This window comes from Vibrio sp. Scap24, from assembly GCF_013394185.1.
Lineage (GTDB): Bacteria > Pseudomonadota > Gammaproteobacteria > Enterobacterales > Vibrionaceae > Vibrio > Vibrio pomeroyi.
The window spans coordinates 1,998,479-2,022,620 of sequence record NZ_CP041332.1 but is presented as its reverse complement, the minus strand read 5'-3'; the positions used below and the strand labels follow the sequence as shown (position 1 = coordinate 2,022,620).

General features: G+C 38.9%; 24 protein-coding genes. 6 read left to right on the top strand and 18 right to left on the bottom strand.

Translation table 11 applies throughout. The annotated features are described in order from the left end of the window. Window positions 1-15 precede the first annotated feature (15 nt). The 3 genes from FLM53_RS08940 to FLM53_RS08930 form a co-directional block, all read right to left on the bottom strand. Window positions 16-720, bottom strand: coding sequence for a YjbF family lipoprotein (locus FLM53_RS08940; protein WP_176680752.1), 705 nt, complete (start codon window positions 718-720; stop codon window positions 16-18). Window positions 721-859: 139 nt separating this feature from the next. Continuing rightward, entirely contained in the window at window positions 860-1,105 is a 246-nt protein-coding gene (locus FLM53_RS08935; protein ID WP_016784037.1) for a hypothetical protein, read from the bottom strand. A 216-nt stretch (window positions 1,106-1,321) separates the two neighbouring features. After that, window positions 1,322-2,446 carry an LPS O-antigen chain length determinant protein WzzB gene (locus tag FLM53_RS08930; RefSeq protein ID WP_176680751.1) on the bottom strand — a complete coding sequence of 375 codons (1,125 nt, stop codon included), beginning with the start codon at window positions 2,444-2,446 and terminating at the stop codon, window positions 1,322-1,324. Window positions 2,447-2,847: 401 nt separating this feature from the next. Between FLM53_RS08930 and wecA the strand changes: the two genes are divergently transcribed. Further along, complete coding sequence (gene wecA / locus FLM53_RS08925; protein WP_176680750.1) at window positions 2,848-3,924, top strand: UDP-N-acetylglucosamine--undecaprenyl-phosphate N-acetylglucosaminephosphotransferase; 1,077 nt, start codon at window positions 2,848-2,850, stop codon at window positions 3,922-3,924. A gap of 246 nt (window positions 3,925-4,170) precedes the next feature. On the opposite strand, the gene manA is transcribed toward wecA, so the two are convergent. Genes manA through rfbB form a run of 14 tightly spaced genes read right to left on the bottom strand, consistent with a single transcriptional unit; the run spans window position 4,171 to window position 18,521 of the window. Further along, complete coding sequence (gene manA / locus FLM53_RS08920) at window positions 4,171-5,358, bottom strand: mannose-6-phosphate isomerase, class I (RefSeq protein WP_176680749.1); 1,188 nt, start codon at window positions 5,356-5,358, stop codon at window positions 4,171-4,173. 6 nt (window positions 5,359-5,364) lie between these two features. Further along, window positions 5,365-6,795 (bottom strand): phosphomannomutase, encoded by a 1,431-nt coding sequence (locus FLM53_RS08915; protein ID WP_176680748.1) that lies wholly within the window; start codon window positions 6,793-6,795, stop codon window positions 5,365-5,367. An 18-nt stretch (window positions 6,796-6,813) separates the two neighbouring features. Then, window positions 6,814-8,229, bottom strand: coding sequence for a mannose-1-phosphate guanylyltransferase/mannose-6-phosphate isomerase (locus tag FLM53_RS08910; protein ID WP_176680747.1), 1,416 nt, complete (start codon window positions 8,227-8,229; stop codon window positions 6,814-6,816). After that, complete coding sequence (locus FLM53_RS08905) at window positions 8,226-9,209, bottom strand: hypothetical protein (RefSeq protein WP_176680746.1); 984 nt, start codon at window positions 9,207-9,209, stop codon at window positions 8,226-8,228. The genes FLM53_RS08910 and FLM53_RS08905 overlap by 4 nt, the downstream gene beginning before the upstream one ends. Then, window positions 9,209-9,793 carry a DapH/DapD/GlmU-related protein gene (locus FLM53_RS08900; RefSeq protein WP_105057774.1) on the bottom strand — a complete coding sequence of 195 codons (585 nt, stop codon included), beginning with the start codon at window positions 9,791-9,793 and terminating at the stop codon, window positions 9,209-9,211. Before FLM53_RS08900 ends, FLM53_RS08905 begins: the two co-directional genes overlap by 1 nt. Further along, window positions 9,790-10,587 carry a glycosyltransferase family 2 protein gene (locus tag FLM53_RS08895; protein WP_176680745.1) on the bottom strand — a complete coding sequence of 266 codons (798 nt, stop codon included), beginning with the start codon at window positions 10,585-10,587 and terminating at the stop codon, window positions 9,790-9,792. The genes FLM53_RS08900 and FLM53_RS08895 overlap by 4 nt, the downstream gene beginning before the upstream one ends. After that, window positions 10,580-11,602: a glycosyltransferase gene (locus FLM53_RS08890; protein WP_176680744.1), complete on the bottom strand. Its 1,023-nt coding sequence runs from the start codon at window positions 11,600-11,602 to the stop codon at window positions 10,580-10,582. Before FLM53_RS08890 ends, FLM53_RS08895 begins: the two co-directional genes overlap by 8 nt. A 46-nt stretch (window positions 11,603-11,648) precedes the next feature. Next, window positions 11,649-12,659, bottom strand: a complete 1,011-nt coding sequence (locus tag FLM53_RS08885) for an EpsG family protein (protein ID WP_176680743.1) — start codon at window positions 12,657-12,659, stop codon at window positions 11,649-11,651. A gap of 47 nt (window positions 12,660-12,706) precedes the next feature. Next, window positions 12,707-13,801, bottom strand: a complete 1,095-nt coding sequence (locus FLM53_RS08880; RefSeq protein WP_176680742.1) for a hypothetical protein — start codon at window positions 13,799-13,801, stop codon at window positions 12,707-12,709. Then, entirely contained in the window at window positions 13,801-15,171 is a 1,371-nt protein-coding gene (gene wzx, locus FLM53_RS08875; protein ID WP_176680741.1) for an O-unit flippase-like protein, read from the bottom strand. The genes FLM53_RS08880 and wzx overlap by 1 nt, the downstream gene beginning before the upstream one ends. After that, window positions 15,161-15,991, bottom strand: a complete 831-nt coding sequence (locus tag FLM53_RS08870) for an NAD(P)-dependent oxidoreductase (RefSeq protein ID WP_176680740.1) — start codon at window positions 15,989-15,991, stop codon at window positions 15,161-15,163. The genes wzx and FLM53_RS08870 overlap by 11 nt, the downstream gene beginning before the upstream one ends. Beyond that, complete coding sequence (rfbC, locus tag FLM53_RS08865) at window positions 15,991-16,545, bottom strand: dTDP-4-dehydrorhamnose 3,5-epimerase (RefSeq protein ID WP_176680739.1); 555 nt, start codon at window positions 16,543-16,545, stop codon at window positions 15,991-15,993. Before rfbC ends, FLM53_RS08870 begins: the two co-directional genes overlap by 1 nt. Further along, the gene (gene rfbA / locus FLM53_RS08860; protein WP_105057766.1) at window positions 16,545-17,444 is read right to left on the bottom strand and encodes a glucose-1-phosphate thymidylyltransferase RfbA; all 900 of its coding nucleotides are present in this window, start codon (window positions 17,442-17,444) and stop codon (window positions 16,545-16,547) included. The genes rfbC and rfbA overlap by 1 nt, the downstream gene beginning before the upstream one ends. A 3-nt stretch (window positions 17,445-17,447) precedes the next feature. Then, the gene (rfbB, locus tag FLM53_RS08855; RefSeq protein WP_176680738.1) at window positions 17,448-18,521 is read right to left on the bottom strand and encodes a dTDP-glucose 4,6-dehydratase; all 1,074 of its coding nucleotides are present in this window, start codon (window positions 18,519-18,521) and stop codon (window positions 17,448-17,450) included. A gap of 288 nt (window positions 18,522-18,809) precedes the next feature. Between rfbB and FLM53_RS08850 the strand changes: the two genes are divergently transcribed. The 5 genes from FLM53_RS08850 (at window position 18,810) to FLM53_RS08830 (ending at window position 23,182) form a co-directional block, all read left to right on the top strand. Next, the gene (locus FLM53_RS08850; RefSeq protein WP_132940412.1) at window positions 18,810-19,244 is read left to right on the top strand and encodes a rhodanese-like domain-containing protein; all 435 of its coding nucleotides are present in this window, start codon (window positions 18,810-18,812) and stop codon (window positions 19,242-19,244) included. A gap of 104 nt (window positions 19,245-19,348) precedes the next feature. Beyond that, window positions 19,349-19,816: a protein-export chaperone SecB gene (secB, locus tag FLM53_RS08845; RefSeq protein WP_004741403.1), complete on the top strand. Its 468-nt coding sequence runs from the start codon at window positions 19,349-19,351 to the stop codon at window positions 19,814-19,816. Window positions 19,817-20,010: 194 nt separating this feature from the next. Continuing rightward, on the top strand, window positions 20,011-21,057 hold the full coding sequence (gpsA, locus tag FLM53_RS08840) for an NAD(P)H-dependent glycerol-3-phosphate dehydrogenase (RefSeq protein ID WP_176680737.1): 1,047 nt from the start codon (window positions 20,011-20,013) through the stop codon (window positions 21,055-21,057). A 47-nt stretch (window positions 21,058-21,104) separates the two neighbouring features. Then, window positions 21,105-21,926 carry a serine O-acetyltransferase gene (cysE, locus tag FLM53_RS08835; RefSeq protein ID WP_048612489.1) on the top strand — a complete coding sequence of 274 codons (822 nt, stop codon included), beginning with the start codon at window positions 21,105-21,107 and terminating at the stop codon, window positions 21,924-21,926. 104 nt (window positions 21,927-22,030) lie between these two features. Beyond that, on the top strand, window positions 22,031-23,182 hold the full coding sequence (locus FLM53_RS08830) for a murein hydrolase activator EnvC (RefSeq protein WP_176680736.1): 1,152 nt from the start codon (window positions 22,031-22,033) through the stop codon (window positions 23,180-23,182). Window positions 23,183-23,404: 222 nt separating this feature from the next. On the opposite strand, the gene FLM53_RS08825 is transcribed toward FLM53_RS08830, so the two are convergent. Next, complete coding sequence (locus FLM53_RS08825; protein ID WP_065584535.1) at window positions 23,405-24,043, bottom strand: TetR/AcrR family transcriptional regulator; 639 nt, start codon at window positions 24,041-24,043, stop codon at window positions 23,405-23,407. Between the last annotated feature and the right edge of the window lie 99 nt (window positions 24,044-24,142).

Here is a 24,142-nt window from a genome sequence, read left to right as displayed (position 1 = left end):
TCATTACCCTGTTCGTTAATTGCTTTGATAATGCTTAAGGACGGTTAACTCAAGCCTTGTCATATCAGGGCCTAAATACTGTATGGTTTTGACCACTTTGCCTTTGCTGTCGACCCAATACTCGTTGGTGATATCTTGCTCTAACATAGGGAAATTAATCTTTTCTTGGAACTTATTAGTATCGATAGACGCTAACGGTGTTTCGACCGTTTCATTTCCCGCATACGTTCGGGTGATATTTGCTTTATAGCCAAATCGATAGTTGGGTTGCCAGTCGTAAACCGCTTGCCACTTTTGGGCTCCGGGGTTAGCGGACACATCAAATGCAGAAGAAGAGTCTGCTGACGAGTTATTTGCAGAAGAGAATGCTCCTAGCGGTTGGAATGCCAAACCAGAAAGGTTTTCATAAGGAAGCAATAGCGTTTGTACGATACGTCCATTTTCAGTGACGATCATCGCTTTATCAGAAGACATCCACTTTAACTGTTCTGCGCCCGTTTGCGGATTTTCACCGACGTAGGCCAAAACCATGAAGATTTTACCTTGGTCATTCACTTCCGCGTAAATGCTGGAGTACGGTAAAGTTTGAATATATTCCTTAGATAGCTCAACATCGGAGCTTCCAAAAAAGGCTTCATCAAAAGTAGAATTAACGTCTTGAAACTGCTGAGAACAACCAGCAAGAAAAAGACCAAGAGATATGATTAGAGGTTTAAGCATGGCGAATTCTGCTTCCTAGCAATCTTATTGCTGCTGTCCAATATGGAAAATTAATCAATTAGATATAAAAAAACCACTTTATGCTTTCACATAAAATGGTTTTAAACATACATTAACTAAAACATGTATTACTCAAAAATTATCGAGTAGTTGTTGTAGTTGTTGCACCGCTTTCGTTAGAAGCAACCGCTACAGCTGCTGCTGCTGCTACTGCTGCTGTCGCTACTGCAACTGTTGTTGCTGTGCCAGCTGCTGCTGCCGATGCACCAGCGCCTGCTGCTGTACCAGTACCTGAACCAGTACCCGCTGCCGCTGTAGTTTCAGCTGCAAATGCAGCACCTGAGAAGCTAACTGCTAATGCAGCTGCTAGAGCCATCTTTTTCATAATGATTTCCATTAATATAAACGTTTATATGTAGAAGATGATTTTCACACCCTCAAACAGTTGCTCAGCTTAAACAACTGATTGAGCATGATAGATAATAACCACAATCAAGTAAATGGATAAATCATAAGCAATACCTTATAAAGCATCATTTATGAAATAGCATCACATAAAAATAGCCTTAGAGGCTATGTGTGGCACTAGCCACATAGGGTGCTAATCTTCTTTTCTGAGCGCAAATCGTATCAATACAATTGCCGCACCGACCAACCCACCAAATAATGTGAAAATAATCACAATAAGTGCACGTTTAGGTTTATCTCGAGAAATTGGTTGTTGAACATTATCTAAGAAACGAAATGTTTGAAACTCAACACTACGGTCAATTTCAAGATTGTTGAGCATGTCCAATTTTGCATTTATTTGTAGTAAGCGGGGTTCGATAACATTCAAATTTTTTACTGACTCTAGCGCTTTGATCTTCGCTTCTAACCCTTTTGAACCTAGCTCTATACCAAATAGCTCATTTTCATTACCTACTGGGATAGGTTTATCGACACCGGCCGCGCGAGCTATGCTCATTGCATATTTGGTTCGCTCTGTTTCAACCGACAATTGATTTTTTGCTTGGGTTTCCAGAATCCTTTTTTGTTGAATCAACTCATTTCGCTTACCGCTCACCATAGCCTCCAAGTTGTTAAACGCGTCTTGATGAATTTGAGACTCCGTAAAAGCGATGTAAGCGGTGAGTAAATCAAAACTACCTTGTCTTGTTGTAGATTGAAAACGCACAAAATATGGCGAATTATGATTTTCTATATTTTCCAAAGACGCCGTAATTCTTTTAAACCAATCCGAGTATAAAGTACGCTCTGCAACTTCCGACAAATCAGCACTATTAGCAGCCTGCCTGCCTTTAAGCGCTTGAAAGTATGGGCTTTTATCTAAAAACACTCGTTTATTGTTAGCTGAGTTAAAAGTGTTAATAAAACGCTGAAAGAGAACTTTGGAGTCTCCCACACTATCAAGCTCTTTGCTAACTAAAACAGTACCATCTTCTTGGTAAACATTGAAAACAGGTTGAAACTGTCTAACTTGCTGCTGATAAGCAGCTATATTTTGAGGCTGAGCTTTTGTGATTTTAGCACTTGAAGACCACCACTCCTGAGCTAATAATGCAAAGCAAATACTAGCAATACTGAATAAAGCTGTAATCAAGACAACTACTAACTTACCGTCCCACAAAACCTTAAAAAGCTCTCGAAAATCAAGTTCATTGTGGTCTGTATGCATCATTGAACTTTTGGTGGGAAATGATTGTGATTGGGTCTTCGGTTTCACTGTAAATCTCTCAAAACATCTAAAATCGATAACGAAAAATACTATCACATCATATACTTTTAGTATTGTCTGAGTTGTAAACTTTATGAAAGTGATCTTATGAACCTGAATATTGATTATAGGCTCCGACTTACCGTCTCAAAATACATCTAACAGAATTACAACCAGGTATGAAAAAGGGTTCAAGAAAAACGTCCAACTCTAAAGAAACTCCGGACATTACCCTTTTATACGAGCAAACAAAACTCATTGAGTCGCACCTCCTGTAAAGTGCCTTTAAACAAGGTAAACTTAGATTTACTAATCATTTACACGAAGAGATCACGGAGACCATAGCCTCCTCTTTAATATTGAGCTCAAATACACTAAAATCTCCCTAACATCCATTATTAGGCTTAGTCGTGCTCATTTCATTTCTTGACCTCTCTTTTTTGTTTTTCTTTTCTCTCGCGACTATTTTTCTAATGCGTAAGGTTGCTAAGAAAGTCGGCTTAGTTGACAAACCTAATATACGTAAGCTTCATAAAGGAGCAGTGCCATTAGTTGGTGGAATATCAATATGCATATCAACACTTTACTTTTTGCTTAACAACCCGGACATCTTACCCAATAGTGGTCTTTATGCAGCATGCATCTTACTTCTTGTGGGGGTAGGCGCTCTAGACGACAAGTTTGATTTAAGCTTCAAGCTGCGCTTTGCTGTTCAAGCAGCACTATCTGTTGCGATGATGGTTGTTGGCGGCATTGAACTCAATACTATTGGGGACATTTTTGGTTCTGGAGATGTCGTAACATTGGGCTGGTTTGGCTATCTAGTTACGGTGCTTGCAGTTGTAGGAGCAATCAACGCATTTAATATGGTTGATGGTATAGACGGGCTTTTAGGTGGGTTATCTGTAGTCACTTTCGGCGGCTTAGGGATTATGCTGAATTATGATGGGCAATATAATTTAGCGTATATATGTTTAGTACTCGTAGTAATAATAGTACCGTACATTCTTCTCAACCTAGGTGCTTTTGGCCGAAAAAGAAAGGTTTTCATGGGAGATGCCGGAAGTATGCTCATCGGCTTTACCGTTATCTGGTTGTTATTGCTCTCGAGTCAAAATGGTACAAGGCCCCCGCTACGCCCAGTCACTGCCCTATGGTTAATTGCCATACCATTAATGGATATGGCTGCAATTATGATCCGCCGTATTCGACGTGGCGACTCACCATTCAAACCGGACCGTGAGCATTTACACCACATTTTCCAACGTTTGGGGTTTAGCTCTACTCAAACTTTGGTCGTAATCTGCAGTATAGCTGTCTTATTTGCAGGTATAGGTATTTATGCCGAAATGATAGGCATACCAGAGTATATAATGCTTTATACATTTCTAAGTTGCTTTCTCATCTATCTGTTTCTTTTGAGTAATATTTGGAAAATAACCGCTTTTTTAAGGGTTAAGTTACATAAAGCTAACTCTGGTAAATAGTAAATCAACTAACTTAGCCTACCTTTGTTAAGTTAAGGATACGGGCCAATATGACCAGTAAGTTCTCTATACCCATGACAGCAAATAACCATAACTAAAGCATATAAGATAAAGTAAAAACCGCCTTAATGGCGGCTTTTACTTCCTACACTCTCACGAAAAGAATGTAGTCTGCATATAATTAATAATTGTCTGCAAGATATGATTGGTGCTCAAAAAGCAAAAGTAACTAAAGACGAATTACTGTTAGTTGTAAGCTCGAGCAAGCTTCCCTTCTCCCGCTAACCAATAAGATGAAACACTACAAGGAATAAATACACTTTCACCTGCTTTCATACTCAGGTTAACATCTCGAGAACATATCTTCACTTCACCTTCAATACAGAACAAGATTTCAGCACTGCGAGTATGCAACTCTCTAACGGGGTTCCCCACATTAAGAACATCAAAAGCGAAGTCATCCACCGGCACTGGAAATCTCAAGCGCCCTTCAGCAGATATTGGGGTAAGCTTCAACTGCTCTAATGGGATAGATTCGAAAGAGGTATTTGAAACAAGTTCATCAACATCAATATGTTTAGGCGTTAAGCCCGCACGAAGAACATTATCTGAACTTGCCATAATCTCAAGCGCGGTGCCTTTCACGTATGCATGAGGTGTTTCAGCGTGAAGAAACATTGCTTCACCAGGCTCAAGCTCTACAATATTTAAAATTAATGGCGCCAATATACCAATATCATCACTATAATATTCTACAAAACTTTGACTATAGCCAATCGCCTGCTGAAGCATTACAGACATATTTGAGCGTTCAAAAACCTCTTTAAACTCATTCAGAATTGCTAATTTTTCTGCACCTGATAACACCATAAGAGTAGTAAAAAAGCGCTTTAGCCCATCTTTACTTGGTTCCGTTTTAAGAGCCTCAAGCTCAAATTCAAGAGAAGGAAGAGCAACCTCATCAAATAACGAAATAATATGTCGAATTGGCCTAAAACCATTCATTGCTTTGTATTTAGTTATTGCATATACCAACTCGGGCTTATGATTGGGGTCTTTATAGTTTCGATTGCTCGCATCAAGTTCAACACCTTTCTTAGTTTCTAATTCAAAGCCGCGCTCAGAATTCGCTTTATTTGGGTGTACTTGTATCGACAGTGGTGTGTGTGCAGCAAGCACCTTAAATAAAAAGGGAAGCTGACCATATCGCTGTGCTGTATGCCTCCCCAAAACTTCATGTGCGTTTTTGCTAATATAGTCCGAAAGCAATTCACCTAACGGTTCAAGCTCAGAGCAGCCGTTTGGATGAGCCCCCATCCAAAGCTCAGCTTGTGGCTGATCATCTACATTGTCAAAACCAAACAGATCAGCCATGGATGTTTTACTACCCCAAGCATAATTCTGTATACGATTTTTAAGCTTAAATATCGCCATTAAACGTTACCACTTATCCATATCAAGGTTTTGAATGGCATTTAACACTTGTCTTACAATCTGTTGTGCCTCTTCTACAGTTGATGACTCTGCATAACAACGAAGTTCAGGTGCGTTACCAGAAGGACGAAGGTGAAGGATATCATTCGAACTTAATGTCATACGAAGGCCGTCTGTTGTATCTACGTTAAGAACCGTCAAATCCTTAAACCCCAGAGCATGAATCAAGTTTTCTTCTTGTCCAGCAGCTCTGGCAAGAATAGCTTTACTCCTATCTGTCGCAAACTTTTGAATGCGATCACTACTCGTAAAACGAGGTTCAAGCTCACCAAGCAATGAGGATATTTCACCCTCCTGAGCGGCCCAAAGTAGCATAAGTGCAGGAAGGACAGCATCACGCGTAGGTAGAGCCTTTAAAACTTGATCATTTATCTTTATATCACTCCCAAGCAAGAATCCCCCGTTCGCTTCAAAGCCTGCAATTGCTTTGTAAACTTCTGAAAGTTTTGAGAACGCTTCAATTACATACGGGGAACCAATTTTAGTTCGAGTAACTTTTTTAAATGACTCGGAGGAATCAATTACAGTATTACAGCTTACTGGTAGCGCTAACGCTTCGATATTCATAGCTTCCGCGCAGAGTAATCCTAAGATATCCCCCCTTAACCATTCTCCATTTTCATCAGCGACTAGCGGTCTGTCGCCATCACCATCCGTAGAGAAGATAAAGTCTAGATTGTACTGTTGGGACCATTGACGCGCTTTCTCTTTATCGACTTCTGCTACAGCTTCGGTATCAATTGGGATAAATTCATCCGTACGTTCAAGAGAAATAACCTCCGCACCTAACTCCTGAAACAAGATTGAATATAAATCACGCCCTGCACTAGAGTGCTCGTAGATACCAATGCGTTTTCCGTTCAGGAAACTAGAAGCGAACAGTTTTGTATAGCGCTTGATATACTGTGTTTGAGCTCTAGACGAGACTTGTAACTTCTCCAAAGTCGGTGGTTCAAATTCGACTTTCGCGTTCAGAATCACTTGTTCATTGGCTTTTGTAATTTCACCATCAGGTCGATAGAATTTAATTCCATTGCGGTCAAACGGAATATGACTTCCGGTGATCATGATACAAGGGATATTATCTTGCATTGCAGAGTATGCTAACGCAGGAGTAGGAAGAACCCCATAGTAGATAGCTTCATACCCCATGGTTCTGATAGCTGAAACAGTTGCCTGTGCCATTGCCAAGCTGCTTGGACGATTATCAATAGCAACAGCGACTCTTTGAAAGCTATAAGTACCTTCAAGACTACCAATAAACGCATGACTAAAAGCAGCGCACACTTCTGGCGTGAATTGCTCAACGAGCCCCCGAGCCCCACTTGTTCCAAACTGAATGCCAGAATCTGAGATCACTTGTGATGTAATTAGCATAATAAGACCTTAAATTAGTTAGTAACCCTCACCCTGGCGGGGTGTTCTTACGATATCATCTTCACCTAAATAGCTACCTGATCTGACCTCAATAATTTCCAAAGGTAACTTCCCTGGGTTCTCAAAACAGTGCTCTTCACCAACAGGTATATAAATCGATTCATTTTCGGTGATAACGTACTCATCGCTACCTCTATATACTTTAGCTGTCCCAGACACGACAACCCAGTGCTCTGAACGGTGATAGTGTAATTGCATAGCCGTCTTCTCACCCGGTTTTACAATAACTTTTTTTACATGATAGCGATTGCCTCCTGCAATATATTCGTGCTTACCCCAAGGGCGATATACTTCGCGATGATGTAAGAATTCGGTTCGTTCTTTGGCCTTTAAGTTTGACACTATGTTCTTGACGTTTTGAACCTCATCTCGATGTGCTACTAATAATGCATCTTTAGTATCAACAACAACGAGATCATTTACACCGACAGTCGCAACTAATCGATGTGGTGAGTTAATGTAACAATTGTGGGTGTTATCAGTTAATACGTCACCTTTTACAACGTTGCCATTGCAATCTTTATCACTGACTTCCCAAAGTGATGACCATGCTCCAACATCGCTCCAACCAACATCCATCGGACAAACGACAGCATCGTTCGTTTTTTCCATTACAGCGTAATCAATAGACTCGTCAGGGCATTTAGCAAATACCTCTTCATCCAAACGAATGAAATCAAGGTCAAAGTTAGCTCCTGAGTAAGCTTTTTTTACGAGAGCCAAAATATCCGGACGAAACTTCTCAAGTTCTTCTAAATAACGAGAGGCAGTGAACATGAACATTCCACTGTTCCAGTAGTATCCGCCGTCTTTTAAATATTGTTCAGCTACAACGCGGTTCGGCTTCTCAACAAAGGTATCAACAGAGTAAAGACCACTCTCATCGATCTCATGACCTCCTCGGATATAGCCATAGCCAGTTTCAGGTTTGGTAGGAACGATACCAAAAGTTACGAGCTTCCCACTCTCGGCAAATGGTTTGGCGATTGCCAATGTTTCTCTAAATTCTTGCTCATTTTTTATCAAATGATCAGCTGCCAATACCAATAATATCGGGTTTTGTTCGTTTTCGATTGCTCTCAAAGCAGCCAAAGCGACTGCAGGCGCCGTGTTACGTCCAAAGGGTTCTAAGATTATCCCAGAGTGCTTAATGTTATTGGAACGCAATTGCTCAGCCACTAAAAAACGATGTGCTTCATTACAGATTAACGACACTGGACCATGTTCAAGCCCACCCAATCGAAGGATAGTATCTTGCAACATTGAGGTTTCGTTTGTCAGTGGTAAAAACTGCTTCGGATAATGAGTGCGAGACATCGGCCACAATCGCGAACCTGAACCTCCAGCTAAAATAACGGGTAAAATATTGCTCATATAAAAAGCCTTTCAATCCAAGAGTTAATACTGTATTTTCTGCGAAGTTCACTCTCGATTGGAGAGTAAGGTGTATTGACGAAAGAATTAATTTCTTCTGAAGAGGTTTCATCATCCACATACAATATATTACTCGGATGATAAAAGTCATAAGATAATATTTGACTATTCGTCGTGACTATTTTCTTTCCTGCTCCAAGCATCTCAATAGTTCTCATCGTTAGACCGATTTGAGATGGATGACTAATGTCTATAATTGTATTAGTTTTCTCGATTAAATTTAATACTTTATCTCTACTCATCGACGAGAAAGAGACATCTGATAAATTCAAACCTTGCAACTCACCTTTTATATATTTCTTAAAAAGAAAAACCATATAACTAGGGCAGTAGAAAAATAAAAACTTGTTATCGAAATGTTTTACGATATTAGAAACAGACTCAAATCGCTCTGAATGAGCCGTTCCGATAAAGGCAAGATCGTACTTAACTTCTTTGTTACTCAAACCCTCATATTCATTAACATAAAAAAGAGGCAAAAAAGCAACATTATTTTCTTTAGCATCACTTGGGTCAAATGTGAAAAATGAAGATGATACATCTATATATTTGTTTGAGTAAGGTTTGTTGTTAAAAGAGTCCCACATGTAAGTGATAATTTTAATTTTTTGATTATTTTTCTTGGCTCTTTTTAAAACTTCGACAGGTACAGTTTCGGGGTTGACCAACAGTATATAGTCTAATTCACTTGCCTTATTTACAAGATTTTCGCTATAAAAACTATCAATATAGGGACTAACTAACCGGTGAAAACCTAAACGAACAAGGCCTCTACCTAAAGTACTTGTAAAGACACGCTCATCATACAAAAAAACCTTTGCTCCACTTTCTTCTAACGTATCTTTTATATCATTATCATAACCAAAGAAAGCAGGGCAAAAGAGTGCTATTTTCTTATCTTTGAGCTTTAAGTCTAACATCAAACTCTTTCCCATGACTCAGTTTCGAAGTTATATTTTTTAATAAGTTTTGCTGGGTTACCAGCATATATGGAATTACTTTCTAAACTCTTAGAAACTACAGAGTTAGCTCCGACTATAACATTTTCTCCTATAGTGACTCCAGGCAAAACTACTACACCTTCTCCTAGCCAGACATTACTTTCAATAATTACAGGAGATGAAGATAAAACTCGCTTTGCAGCCAACTCGGATGGATGCGATTGATAACATCCAGAATAAGAGCCATGATTAAGATCAGAAACAAACACTCTACTAGCAATCAGAACATTATCTTTAATAGTTACATTTTCACATGCGACTATATGAACATTGTCGTTTATCTGGCAATTATGACCGATTTTTAGAACTTTTTCGTGATTTGTAGAGTATGCTTCAATACGACAATACCGGCCAGTAGACAAGTTTTCAGAAAAGGATATATTTTTTTTACCTCTAACTTCAAAAGGAAATCGTATAATCTTCTGTTCGTTGTAAAGAATTTTTGTTAGCAGCCAACAAAATGACAAGTAGATCGTGTTAATAATTCCATTTTTAAAAATCATTTCTTAAATTTCACCAGATAAAAACGTCGAACAAACTTCAAAATAGAAAAAAAAGAAGCAGCTATATAAGTTAACAATGAAATATCAAGTTTAGAATATGCATACTTTAAATTATTCAATTCCCCTTTTTCCATTTCTTTTATATTAGCAGACAACCCAGATTCGCCAAATCCAGATTTTTCCCCACCATCATAAATGACTAACTGCTTGTTTATATGAATCATTTTCCCATACTTTGACAAATTGTAGTAAAACTGACCTTCTTCTGCATATTTTTGATTCTCATTGAAACAACCAAAGTCTAAAGCTATAGATCTTTTAGTCATTACAGTAGAAGTCTGAAAGTAGTTTTTAAACAACAAGTCTGTAAGAGTAACTTCATTAACATCTTGAGCTTTCTTTAGTGAGATACGTTGTACACTCTTATCAAAGTGATTTCCCCCAACCAATACAACATCATCTCTGAGTATATAATTGATTTGACTTTCTAACTTCTCATTGGTCCACTCATCATCACTGTCAAGAAAAGCCAATATCTCATTTTTCGCATTTAAAATACCAAAGTTTCGAGCTGAAGAAGCACCGCCGTTTATTTTACTTAAAACTCTAATATTTTTATCGCTATTATCAACAGCAAAGTCACTAATCACATTGAGTGAATTATCTTTCGAACCATCATCTACAATAATAATCTCATCGACGTCAATGGTCTGGTTTAGTACCGACTGTACCGCTCTTATTATGACAGATTCGGCATTGTACATCGGTATAACTACAGATATTTTTTTATTCACAGATACCTTTCCACATTTTTATTATATTTGACTCTACATACTTTAAAGCAGTAGTTCTTGCATTATTGCTAACTTTTTGACAAGTTTCTGGGTTTTCAAATAATTCCTTGTAACAATCAGATAACCCATAAATGTCGTTGGCCTTGACTAAATAACCATTCACTCTATGCTGTATTAGTTCACTAGGTCCAGTGGGGCAATCGTAACTAATGACTACACATCCGCTTGCCATAGCTTCCAATATTACCATCGAAAAGCTTTCTCTAAGTGAAGTTACAAAGAAAAATTTCGTATTATTAAGTTCTTTATAAATATTTTTAGTTGTGCCGGCTTGAATAAGCTCTGGAACCATACCATTTGATATCAGTATATCACTTAATTTTTTACTCTCTGGGCCGTCCCCATATAATTTAAAAGATTGTTTTTCTCTCAGAGGCTCTATAGTTGACAAGAATTGATAATAGTGATCATATTGTTTAATAGGCACAAGTCGACCAGCAGCTGCGCAATCGATAATGCGATCACTATGTTTTAAGGTATGTTCTGGGTAATACCCTAAAACGTTTGGAATAATATAAACATTTGAAAAATGTTTTTTATATAAGTTGCTATCAGTTTCAGTCAAAGCAATAATCTTATCCACACCACGATAAAAGATCCGACGTAATAGCCTAGTTGATATACGATGCGCAAAATAATCAGCGTGCTGACATGCATATAACTTAAAATCACTTTTTAACACACTTCGAATAAGGCTTAGTTTAATACTAAACCTATCATACATTGATAAAACGATGGTGTCGGGTTCTAAAGATTTAGAGAAGCGGAATAGTTTCCTATTTTCATCTTTACCACTCAGAACTTTAATATACGAAGAATCACTTTTACCATGAATAGAAATTATTTCGACATTAGAAAGAGATTTATCTTTTTTAAACATATCAATCATATTGAAAGCAACTCGCTCAATGCCTCCAATATCATTAATATTGAGAACTAGTATTTTTATTTTCATTTTAAAACCAAATTTTAATCATTAAAGCTAACATTGAGAGTCAACATCAAAAAACCACGTTTTTATAATCAGCATATAAATCTGGGTAAAAAGCAAGAGCTGAGTTTAACTGCCTTAAACATAAGACAAAGATAATGAATATTAGAAAAATACGATGAGCTTTACTTTTCGATGTTGCAACTATTAAAGACACAATAACTATCTCTGATATTCTAAAGTAGACACTAGCTCTCATGAATGCAGCATTAATTGGACCAACAACCGCATCAAATATCACAGAAAAAAAGTACAAGTTATAGAAAACATTACATAATTCTTTTTTTACCTTACTCAACACCTGTTGGTAATATAAATCAAAAAAGAGTAGTATAATAATTTTCTTAAGCATTGACGTTATACTAAAATTATCAAAAATTACACTTTGATATGTCGTCAACTTGTCAACCACATATGTAACACCAATAAGCGAAAATATTTTTATTGCAATTGCTATAAGCGCTGGCGCTAGATATGAACCAAAAACCACACATCCCACTAGAATGAAGTATCGTCTTTTGGCTGATACATAATCAATAGTAAAAAAATATGCTACGATATAGATGATTGCTGAAATATGAAAAAGGGAAGCTAATAAAATGCACGAAATAAAACCAAATTTATTCCTATCTATGATAAAAGCATTGCTAAGAAACACTATTCCAATTGCTATTATTTGGCGATTCCCTCCCATAAAAGAAAGCATATAGTTTGCAACAAAAAACATTATTGCAACGATAGCATAATCTACTCTTGAAAATAAAAAATACGATATAAAGAAAATAGAAACTAAAGTAACAAAAAATAGAAAGTATGAGTATTCCAGGTTACTGGTATAGAATATCTTTTCCAAGAACACATAACCTAATTCAAACTGCTCACCTTGAACAACATTGTAATGGTTTAAATAAACATCCCAATCAGAACCAACCTCCCACCTAAAGCCAATAAATACCGAAAGCATTAGTCCGACAAACAATAAAAATATTAATTGAATTTTTTTATCATTATGGTATGCCACATCAACATTAGCAAGAAAATAGACTAACGTAAGGACGAGAAAGTATATCATGATAATTGGCTAATCTTTCTTATATAATAATCATTAGATAGCTCGGACTTAACCTGTTGCAAGTTTGAGACTATTTCTAATATCCCCTGCTTATCATTGGCAATTTTGTCCATAACCACAGCCATCTCACTTATATCGTTACAGAGGTAACCTAACTGACCATATTTTTTAAAATAACTTTCTAGCATATTAGTTCTAATTGCTATTATTGGCTTCTCTAGTGAAATACAATCAGAGAAAACACCACTAGGCGTTAGTTCGTAGTTACTGTTATTCTCATTAAAAAATAGAACGCAATCAATTGATGCTACATTCTTCATAAATTCATCAAAAGGTATCAAGCTATCTTTCAAAAGCCCCTTACACTGGTGTTGGACCTTTTCATTGCGGTCATATGAAAATGTACCATCGGACACACCGACCGTAATTAAACTGTTTGATTTATAAAAGTCATTTGACAGAAGAGTAGATAGAGCATAAATTTCCTCACTACTTTTATTGACTGACTGTACCCCAAAAGTACCAAAAACCAATCCATCATAGTTACTCTTTGATATCTCATATTTGCTTTGAATTGGATGTTCTATATGAAAAAAATTATCACCTTTGTATAGCTTTTTTAAGTTATCGTAAATGTATGCATTAATAGCTATAAACTTTACTTTGGACTTTAAACTAAAAGCTAGGCTTATAAATCTTGCTCCCAGTTTTTGACCACGACCGTTTGCTTTTTTCAAGTAGCCAAGCTCACCATGCATGAAAATATTAATTTTCATTCCAAATAGCTTAGATACAATAGACAAGATTATGTATTGTAACGGTGTTGATGAAAGAAATGTATAAGTACTCCCCTTTCCGCTAGTGAATAATATTTTAGCAAGAAGTATATTAGATGCGAACCAAAGATAAAACTTTGTTGCCTTAACATCTATTAGCTTTACATTATTTTGGTCTTTAACGCACTCGGCAGAAGATGCATTTTTATCCAAAAAAAATATAGCACCACCTAACAAGTCAAAATATTTCACAATTTCAGAATTAAAGACGTGATGTTCATTATTGCGTCTGATTAAATCAACTATAATATTCACTATTTTAACCTCAATAAAGATGTTACTGGTTCTAATCCCCTAATGTTCAACTCTCGAAATACTAATAAAGGCCACTTCCAGTTATTGTATAGGATTTGTAATATTAATTGAGATAAAATCACTCCCCACAAACCATAAAAGTATGCAAAAACAATAGAACAAAATGAAATCAACACACCAGTTATAAATAGAGGCCACATAAATATGATCTCATTTTTCGTGGTTAGAAATGCCGTGCATAGCGAATGATTCATCTCTAAAAAAGCAGCAACCAAGAAAACAAACAACATAGCACTAGGGAGAAGCTGCGTATTTTTAGATACAAAAGCTAGTAAGTGTGGCCCTATGGTGAGAAGCGCAATGGCAAAGGTAAGAAATAATAACCATGATAGACCGAGTGAGCGACAAAAAGCTCGCTTTATTCCTTCAATATTGCCCTTTACTTGCTCAGAGTTCATATAAGGAAGCTGGAGCCCAAAATACATAGATGCCACTATGACAGCAATGGATGTAATCTGTAAGGTAAACCCATACATAGCAGCGGCTTCTAAGCTAATAATAGACGATACTATTAGTACGCTTGCCCTAACTGTAAGGAAGTTACCTAACTGTACAACCCCCATAAGCTTTGCATTTTTCCATATAACGCTAGTATAACCTTTGGTACACTTTAACTTAAATGCCTCTATCGTGTCATATGCACTATTATCAAAAACACTCAACCTCACTAAAATCCGGTCAACGACAGCACTACATAACATTCCAATAGACAGTGATAGTAACCCGTAACCCAAATACAGCAAAGGGATCGCGCATGCAATATTGGTTAATTTCGAAAAGACAATCACTTTATTCAACTGTGTTTGGTCTCCCCTTCCCTTCAATAAAGCATTATAGTATCCAAAATAAAATAAGATAACTGTAGCTGAACCATACACTAGCCAAGAAAAGTAAAGAAGAACTCTATCACCAGAGTAATCTAGTGTTGAAAGGTAATAAGTCCCTCCGACTGAAATTATAGCAAATGAAATTATCGAGACGAATAGATATATATTCCTTGATGCAGATATAATGTTTGATAGTAGTTGCACATTCACACTACCTTTATTAACCTCCTCAGGGACATACTTGTCTGATATTTCATCTGCACCAGAGAAAACATAAGAAACATATCTGGAAATAGTAGGTAAGAATCCAAACTCGAGTAGCTGAATTAACCCAATAAAGGTTATAAAAACATACCAAACCCCAACATCTTCTTGAGTTAGAAAATATAGAATAAAAGGTAATAGCATTAGACTAGATGCCATGTTCAATGCTTGTGACAAGTACCCCCAAATAACATCTTTTTTTTCTACTCTATACTTCATTTGGTTGTAACTTCTTTTTAAAATCTTCAATAAGAAGTTTTAAATCATCTAGTACATACCTAGGTTTGTAATCAATAAGTGAAACTAAGGTGGAAATATCCGTTTCAGGAAAGAGCTCCTCTCCCTTTTGGCCTTCATTCAACCAGTTAATTTCAGTATCGATATTTTCGGTTAATACCTCTGAAATTTCATTTGCAGTAATGTTTCTTCCGTATGCAATATTAACTATACTCGGTGTAACGTCTAACTTGAGTAAGGATAATGTACCAAAAACTACATCATTCACTGATACATAATCTTTAGCGTAAGACTTTGCAATGTACATGTCGATTTTGCCATCATTTATTGCATTTCTAATTATAGAAGGTAGAAATAAGTTACTATTAATAGCTAAGCCGTATACGTTACTTGGCCTTATTATTAGACAGTCCCGGTTACTTTTCAAACACAACTCTTCAGCTGTCAGTTTAGTAAGATTAAACAATCTTCGACTATCTTCTTCACAAATTTTTAAATCACTGTTCTCACTTGCATCACTTTGGTTCATATATACTCTTGTCGAAGATACGTAGACAAGTTTGCTAAATTGTGCCTTCTTTAATAGAGAGCTAAGTAAGACTACGTTTGCGTCTAGAACATTAAATGGGTCCTTATTACAATCACCATAACCAGCACTGTATATGACCGTTCCTAGATCACTGTTGTAAATACTTTCATCGTCTCTTTCTGGTACATTAACATCATGACCTTGCTGTTTAAGTTCGTTTACAAATGCAGAGCCAATGAACCCTCTTCCACCAAAAACTGTGAACTTTTCCATCATACCCACCCTAGTCTAATTCTATCTTCAATTTCGCTCAGTAGTGGCTGAACTCGATCCTTCTCGGACAGCTGTGGCTCAAGAAGAGGCCATTCAATTTTTAGTTCTGGATCATTCCATAGTAAGCCGCTCTCATCACTTGGATCATAATAGTCTGTACACTTATATTGGAAGTCAGCAGATTCACTTAGTACACAAAAACCATGAGCGAAGCCTGGAGGTACATAAAATTGAAGCTTATTGTCGCCGGTTAGAATTACTGCTTCATGCTGACCAAACGTCTCTGAGTTCGGACGTAAATCAACAGCAACATCAAAGACCTCCCCATGCGTTACACTAACTAACTTGCCTTGTGGCTTCGACTTCTGAAAATGTAAACCCCTTAACACACCGTGAGTGGATCTAGAACGGTTATCCTGCACAAAACGTTCTTTAATACCAGCTTTAAAATACCTTTCTTCTTGAAAAGTTTCTAAAAAGAAGCCCCTATTGTCACCAAAGACTGTTGGCTCAATAATTATACAACCCTGCAACTTAGTTTTTGTGACTTTCATTATCGGTTCACCTTTAGAGATTCTCTTAAAGTTCGATTGTTAATCAGAGAGATCAAGTATTGGCCATAGCTATTTTTCAGCATCGGTTGAGCAAGGCGAATGATATCTTCATCAGACAACCACCCATTAGCCCAAGCAATTTCTTCTAGACAAGCAACCTTTAAACCTTGAACATTTTCCAATGTTTCAACAAAGGAAGAAGCCTCATGAAGACTTTCATGTGTCCCTGAATCTAACCATGCAAACCCACGACCCAGTAACTCCACACTTAATGAAGCGTCATCGAGATACATCTGGTTAATAGACGTTATTTCCAACTCGCCACGTTCTGATGGCTGAACTTGTTTTGCAAAGTCAACAACTCGGTTGTCATAAAAATACAACCCAGTCACTGCCCAGTTTGATTTTGGTTGTAGCGGCTTCTCTTCAATGCTTAGAGCTTTGTAATCACCATCAAACTCCACAACGCCAAAGCGCTCTGGATCTTTTACATGATAACCAAAGACAGTCGCACCTCTTTCTCGCATGGTCGCATTTTTTAATGTTCGACTAAATGACTGCCCATAGAATATATTATCCCCTAACACTAGACAGACATTATCATCACCGATGAATTCTTCACCAATAATAAAGGCTTGAGCTAAACCGTCTGGTGAAGCTTGAACTGCATACTCTAAGTTAATGCCAAAATCCGCCCCATCTCCAAGCAAACGCTTAAAAGCAGCTTGATCTTCAGGAGTGGTAATAATCAAAATATCACGAATACCTGCCAGCATAAGGGTCGAAATAGGATAAAACACCATAGGTTTATCGTAAACGGGAAGTAGCTGTTTAGATACACCACGAGTAAGTGGATATAAACGAGTGCCTGAACCACCAGCTAATACAATACCTTTCATAAATTACTCCACACCTAAACGTTCACGTTGATAACTGCCATCTTGGACATTTTTACACCAAGTGGAATTGTTTAAATACCATTGCACAGTTTTACGAAGCCCCGTTTCGAAAGTCTCCTCCGGTGTCCAACCTAATTCTTGTTGCATCTTCGATGAGTCGATAGCGTAGCGGCGATCGTGACCAGGACGGTCTTGTACATACGTTATCTGTTCAGCGTATTTGGTCTCTTTCGGAACTAACGTATCAAGGATGTCACAAATAGTATTAACAACTTCGATATTCTTCTTTTCATTGTGACCACCAATGTTATAGGTCTCGCCTACTTTGCCCTCAGTCACTACTTTGTAAAGAGCTTTAGCATGATCTTCAACGAACAACCAGTCACGAATTTGGTCACCTTTACCGTAAATCGGAAGCTCTTTCCCTTCCAAAGCATTAAGGATAACCAGTGGGATCAATTTTTCAGGGAAGTGATACGGACCGTAGTTATTTGAGCAGTTAGTGACAATTGTTGGTAAACCATAAGTACGCAGCCATGCGCGAACTAAGTGGTCACTTGATGCTTTTGAAGCAGAGTAAGGACTAGACGGTTCGTAAGAGGTCGTCTCCAAGAACATTGGTAGCTCGGTTCCATTAGGGACTTCGTCTGGGTGGGGAAGGTCACCGTACACTTCATCGGTAGAGATATGATGGAAGCGAAACTCTACTTTCGCTTGATCTTCAAGTTTATTCCAGTACTCGCGCGTCGCTTCCAACAACGTATATGTTCCAACTACGTTCGTTTCAATAAATGCAGCAGGACCAGTGATAGAACGGTCAACATGCGACTCAGCAGCCAAGTGCATTACAGCATCCGGTTTATGCTCAGCAAAAACACGATCAAGTTCTGAACGATTACAAATATCTACTTGCTCGAATGTATAACGCTCATTTGAACCGACATCGACAAGTGACTCTAAGTTACCCGCATAAGTCAGCTTATCAACGTTTATCACGCTGTTAGATGTGTTACTGATAATATGGCGAATAACTGCAGAACCAATAAAACCAGCTCCACCGGTGACTAATATCTTCACAAAAACTCCTAAGACAAAACCTTTATAATCAAAAACTTAATACGATACAGCAATCCCCACCAGGCATGCTACCGCCCTTTGGTAACAAAGCGGTAACCACACTACGCATTCAGATTTAAAAATGTAAATGTCGCTATTATCTATGTATCAGAAATTATAATCAAAAAAATCGTAGAATTTACTATCGGGTTTGTTCAAAGATTGAGAACTCTGTGTACACTCAACTCCAAATCTCGCTATACTCCTACCCTATAATTTTTCGCCCAATAACGAATAAGAGTTCAAGACATGCAAGAGTTAGTTCCATTTGTTCAAGAGAATATGATTTTAGCCATCGTGTGGATCGGCTTAGTTGTTGCCATCATCGCGAACGTAATCAAAACATCAAACGCAGCCTACAAAGAGATCACGGCAGCGCAAACTACACAACTGATCAACCGTGAAAACGGCGTTGTGGTTGATATTCGTACTAAAGATGAATTCAAAAAGGGCCATATTACTGACGCACTTCACATTTTACCGTCAGACATCAAATCAAATAGCTTTGGTAGCCTTGAAAGCCATAAAGCTGACCCAATCATCGTAGTATGCAAGACTGGTCAAACAGCTCAAGAAAGCGCTAACTTGCTGGTTAAAGCAGGTTTCGAAAACGTAAGCGTGCTGAAAAGCGGCTTAGTGGCTTGGAGCGAAGCGAACCTGCCTTTGGTTAAAGGTAAGAAATAGTTCAAGGCAAGAAATAAGCTGACCGAGTTAAACCAATATGACTTTCAGGCTTTGCTCGACTGATGTGGTAGCAAAGTCTAATTTAAATTTTTAAGGACAAGAAAATGGCTGAAGCAGCACAACAAGACGCACAACAAAACTTCGCAATCCAACGTATCTTCCTAAAAGACGTCTCTTTCGAAGCGCCAAACTCTCCAGACATGTTTCAAAAAGAGTGGAACCCAGATGTAAAACTGGACCTAGACACTCAAAGCCGTGAACTAGGCCAAGGCGTATACGAAGTAATTCTTCGTCTAACAGTGACTGTAAAAAATGCTGACGACACTGCATTCCTTTGTGAAGTTCAGCAAGGTGGTATCTTCTCTGCAAGCGAAATGGAAGCTGGCCAACTAGCACATTGCCTAGGCGCATTCTGCCCGAACATCCTATTCCCATACGCTCGTGAAACAATCTCTAGCCTAGTGGTTAAAGGAACGTTCCCACAACTGAACCTAGCACCTGTAAACTTCGATGCTTTGTTCATGAACTACCTACAGAACCAAGCTCAGCAAGCTGAAGGCGAACAGGCTTAAGTCTCAAAGTAGAACTTAACTCTAACGAGTGCTTAAATAGCTTATTTTATAAGAAGCTTAGCTTTTAAATGCACATCGCAGCTTCTGCGATGTGCATTTTTTCTTTACACTGTTACTTAAGTAAACAGCTATTTCTTATTAGTAGCAAACTTTCCAGAACTCTTCGATTTCCCTCATTATTTTTAGGTGGAAGCATGACAGAAACAACTCGCCCGGCACACACGACAAACGCTTACGGCAAAGACATCGCCATGACAGTCATTGGCGCGGGTTCTTATGGAACCTCTCTAGCTATCTCTCTAGCGCGTAACGGTGCAAACGTTGTTCTTTGGGGACATGACCCTGTTCATATGGCTCACCTTGAATCTGAGCGTGCGAATAATGAGTTTCTGCCGAATATCGACTTTCCAGAAAGCCTGATTATAGAATCGGATCTTGAGAAAGCTGTCACAGCAAGCCGTGATCTTCTCGTTGTCGTTCCTAGCCACGTGTTTGGTATCGTTCTAAATAGTTTAAAACCTCATTTGTCAGCGAATTCTCGTATTTGCTGGGCTACGAAAGGATTGGAACCAGAAACTGGCCGCCTACTTAAAGATGTCGCACACGATGTACTTGGTGATGGTTACTCACTAGCAGTTCTATCTGGCCCTACTTTTGCCAAAGAGCTTGCGATGGGTATGCCGACAGCAATTTCAGTTGCCTCGCCTGACGAAAACTTCCTCAAAGAACTACAAGAGAAGATTCACTGCGGTAAAACATTCCGTGTCTACGCAAACTCAGATTTCATTGGCATGCAACTTGGCGGCGCGGTTAAAAACGTTATCGCAATTGGCGCAGGCATGTCAGATGGTATTGGCTTTGGTGCCAATGCTCGTACAGCACTGATCACGCGTGGGTTAGCTGAGATGAGTCGATTAGGCGCAGCACTTGGCGCACAACCAGAAACCTTCATGGGTATGGCTGGATTAGGCGATTTAGTACTGACATGTACCGATAATCAATCACGTAACCGTCGCTTTGGTTTGGCGCTAGGCTCAGGTAAAGACGTCGATACTGCACAAGAAGAAATAGGCCAAGTGGTCGAAGGGTATCGCAACACCAAAGAAGTTTGGTTACTATCAGAACGTATGGGCGTTGAGATGCCAATTGTTGAACAAATTTATCAAGTGCTGTATCAAGAGAAAGATGCCCACTTAGCGGCGCAAGACCTACTTGCTCGAGACAAAAAGTCAGAGCGATAACATCGCGCATCAAGTCGTGGAATGAAATAGATAAGATGGATGGAAAAATGAAACACTGTGAACAACAAAAAGTTTGGCAATGCATTGTGAAGGAAGCTCGACAGCAGTCAGAGCAAGAGCCCATGCTTGCGAGTTTTTACCATGCCACGATCATCAACCACGAAAGCTTGGGCGCCGCGCTCAGTTATATTCTGGCAAACAAGTTAAAGACCGCCTCAATGCCTGCAATGGCAGTGCGTGAAGTGGTTGAACAAGCATTTAAGCAGGACCAATCGATTATTGATGCTGCCGCTTGTGATATTTGTGCAACAGTGACTCGAGATCCGGCGGTAGAGATGTATTCAATGCCTCTGCTTTATCTTAAAGGCTACCATGCTCTGCAAGGTTACCGAGTCGCGAACTGGCTCTGGAAGCAAGGTCGAATCGCACTTGCCACTTATCTGCAAAATCAAATTTCAGTCGCTTGCCAAGTAGATATCCACCCGGCAGCACGTATTGGCAAAGCAATCATGCTCGACCACGCAACAGGCATTGTTATTGGTGAAACGGCTGTCGTCGAAAATGACGTGTCGATTCTTCAAGACGTGACCCTAGGTGGTACCGGTAAAGAAGGCGGTGATCGACACCCTAAAATCCGTGAAGGCGTAATGATTGGTGCAGGCGCGAAAATCCTTGGCAATATTGAAGTGGGTGAAGGTGCTAAGATTGGCTCTTGCTCTGTAGTCCTGCAGGCTGTACCACCTCATACTACCGTGGCGGGCGTGCCAGCAAAGATTGTCGGTAAACCAAAAACTGACAAACCATCTTTAGATATGGACCAAGGGTTCAACGGTCGTTCACAGAACTTTATTCATGGTGATGGGATTTAAACAGCAGTAGCGGGAAACGAGTATCCAGATGCGAGAGGAATTGCGAGCATCGATGAGGTTCGAATAGAACATAAACAACCTACAAGTAGATGAATAACAACTAAATGACGATAATGATGAAACAAATTCGAGCTATTAGTTCGACTCTCCTGATATCAGCGAGCCTCTGTATTGCTCTTTTATCTACGTCGTCATTTGCTGCATCTCAAGGTGAACTGAAAGGTGTATCTAGCGAGATATCTCGCCAACAAAAGAATCTATCCTCACAACAGAAAAAACTCGATAACCTACAAGCAAGTCTCAAAAAACAAGAGCTCTCCATTGCTTCGCTTGAAAAAGCTATCCTAGACAGTAAAAAGCAGCTGAATAACGCTAATGCTAATATTGCGAACTTAGACACCAAGATAAAAGCGCTCACAGCACAGAAAAAAGTCCATACCGATAAGCTAGAGCAACTGATTCAAACTTACTACATGACAAGCCGCGCTAAAGCCTCATCACACATCCTCAATACGGGTGTCGAAGAAGATCGCATCAGTCACTATTACCAACATCTTGCTAAAGCCCGCTCTGCAACAATCAAAACGATTGAACAAACTCAACTTGAGTTAGAAGAAAGCCACAAACAACGCCAACTTGAACAAGAACAGATAGCAACACTATTAAAACAACAAACCACAAAGCGCGATACGCTAGCCACAACCCAGACACAACGTAAGAAAACCGTTGGTAGCATCAAGAAAAACATCTCGGGTGACAAAAACTATTTGGCAGAACTTCAACGCAATGAAACTCGTCTGAAAGCTGAAATAGCGAAAGCAGAGAAGGCAGCTCGAGAAAGACGTAATGCTGTACCTATGGACGGTTTAGCTAAGCGTAAAGGAAAACTGCCTTGGCCGATAAAAGATAAAGTTCTGCACAACTATGGTTCACGACAAACAGGCCAAGTTAACTGGAAAGGTATGGTGATCAACGCCAAGTACGGTCAGCAAGTAAAATCGGTTTACTCCGGCACTGTTGTATTTGCCGAGTATCTGCGAGGTTATGGCTTAGTGGTACTGCTTGATCATGGTAAAGGCGACATGACGCTCTATGGCTTTAACCAAGCGCTTTTAAAGAAAGAAGGTGACAAGGTTAAAGCTGGCGAAGCTATTGCTCTAGCTGGTGATACTGGCGGCCAAACACGTCCATCATTGTACTTTGAGATTCGCAGAAACAGCCAAGCTCAGAACCCGAAGAGCTGGTTGGTTAGGTAAGAGCAGATGCGGGATTCGAGTAAACGAGATTAGAAAAACAAATCAGGTCATTGAGAGTATCTATATTCGTATTCTCAGACTTCGTCATTCCAGAATTGAGGAACGAAATATCTGGAATCTCGCTATGATATTTCTAGCCTCAACACAAAGATTCCCTATTCATGACTAGAACCTTCTCTTCCCTACTCTTGGAATCTCGCCACTCTCTCAACTCGTATCTTTCTATTTAGAGTTCAACGCCCTTACGCCATCTTCCAAAAGTGTCAGCTGCTCAAAACCTTGTGCTGTTGCAATCGGTTTAACAGTCGCGATCATCTGTAACATCCCTTGATGTACAACTTGCTCGGTAATTTGGGCTTTTGGAGACATCGCAGATTGATAAGCTAACCAACCCGATGCGATCAAGTGAAGAGAAGTCACCATCGACTTCATCTCTGAATCTGTCGCTTTCAGCAAGTTCAATTCAACAAACGCTCTCATGATATCGACAAGGTTAGTTTGCAACCTTTCTTGCACAGCCATGTAATCAAGGTGAAGTTGCTCGTCACGAGACAAGATTTCAGGAAGGTTTGCGTAAAAAAATCGGTACTTCCACATCAGTGTGAAGATAGAATCTAAGTAGGTCTTTAGCAGCGTCAGGCTTTCTTGTTGGCCTTGAATCGGCGTGAACCTTTCAAGCAACTCTGTTGAATAGAGAGTGAAGATATCACGGACAATTTCTTGCTTGTTACGAAAGTGGTAGTAGAGGTTACCAGGGCTGATCTCGATGTGCTCAGCTATATGATTGGTCGTAATACTACGCTCACCATGCTCGTTAAAAAGCTCTAAAGCAGCGTAAACAATCTTGTCACGTGTTTTCATTGATTATAAGTATCCCTATCCGTTTAGCGCTTCAGTATATCGCCACTAAACGGATAGATCGAGCTGTTAACATCTGGTCTAATTAGCATTAGCTAAAAT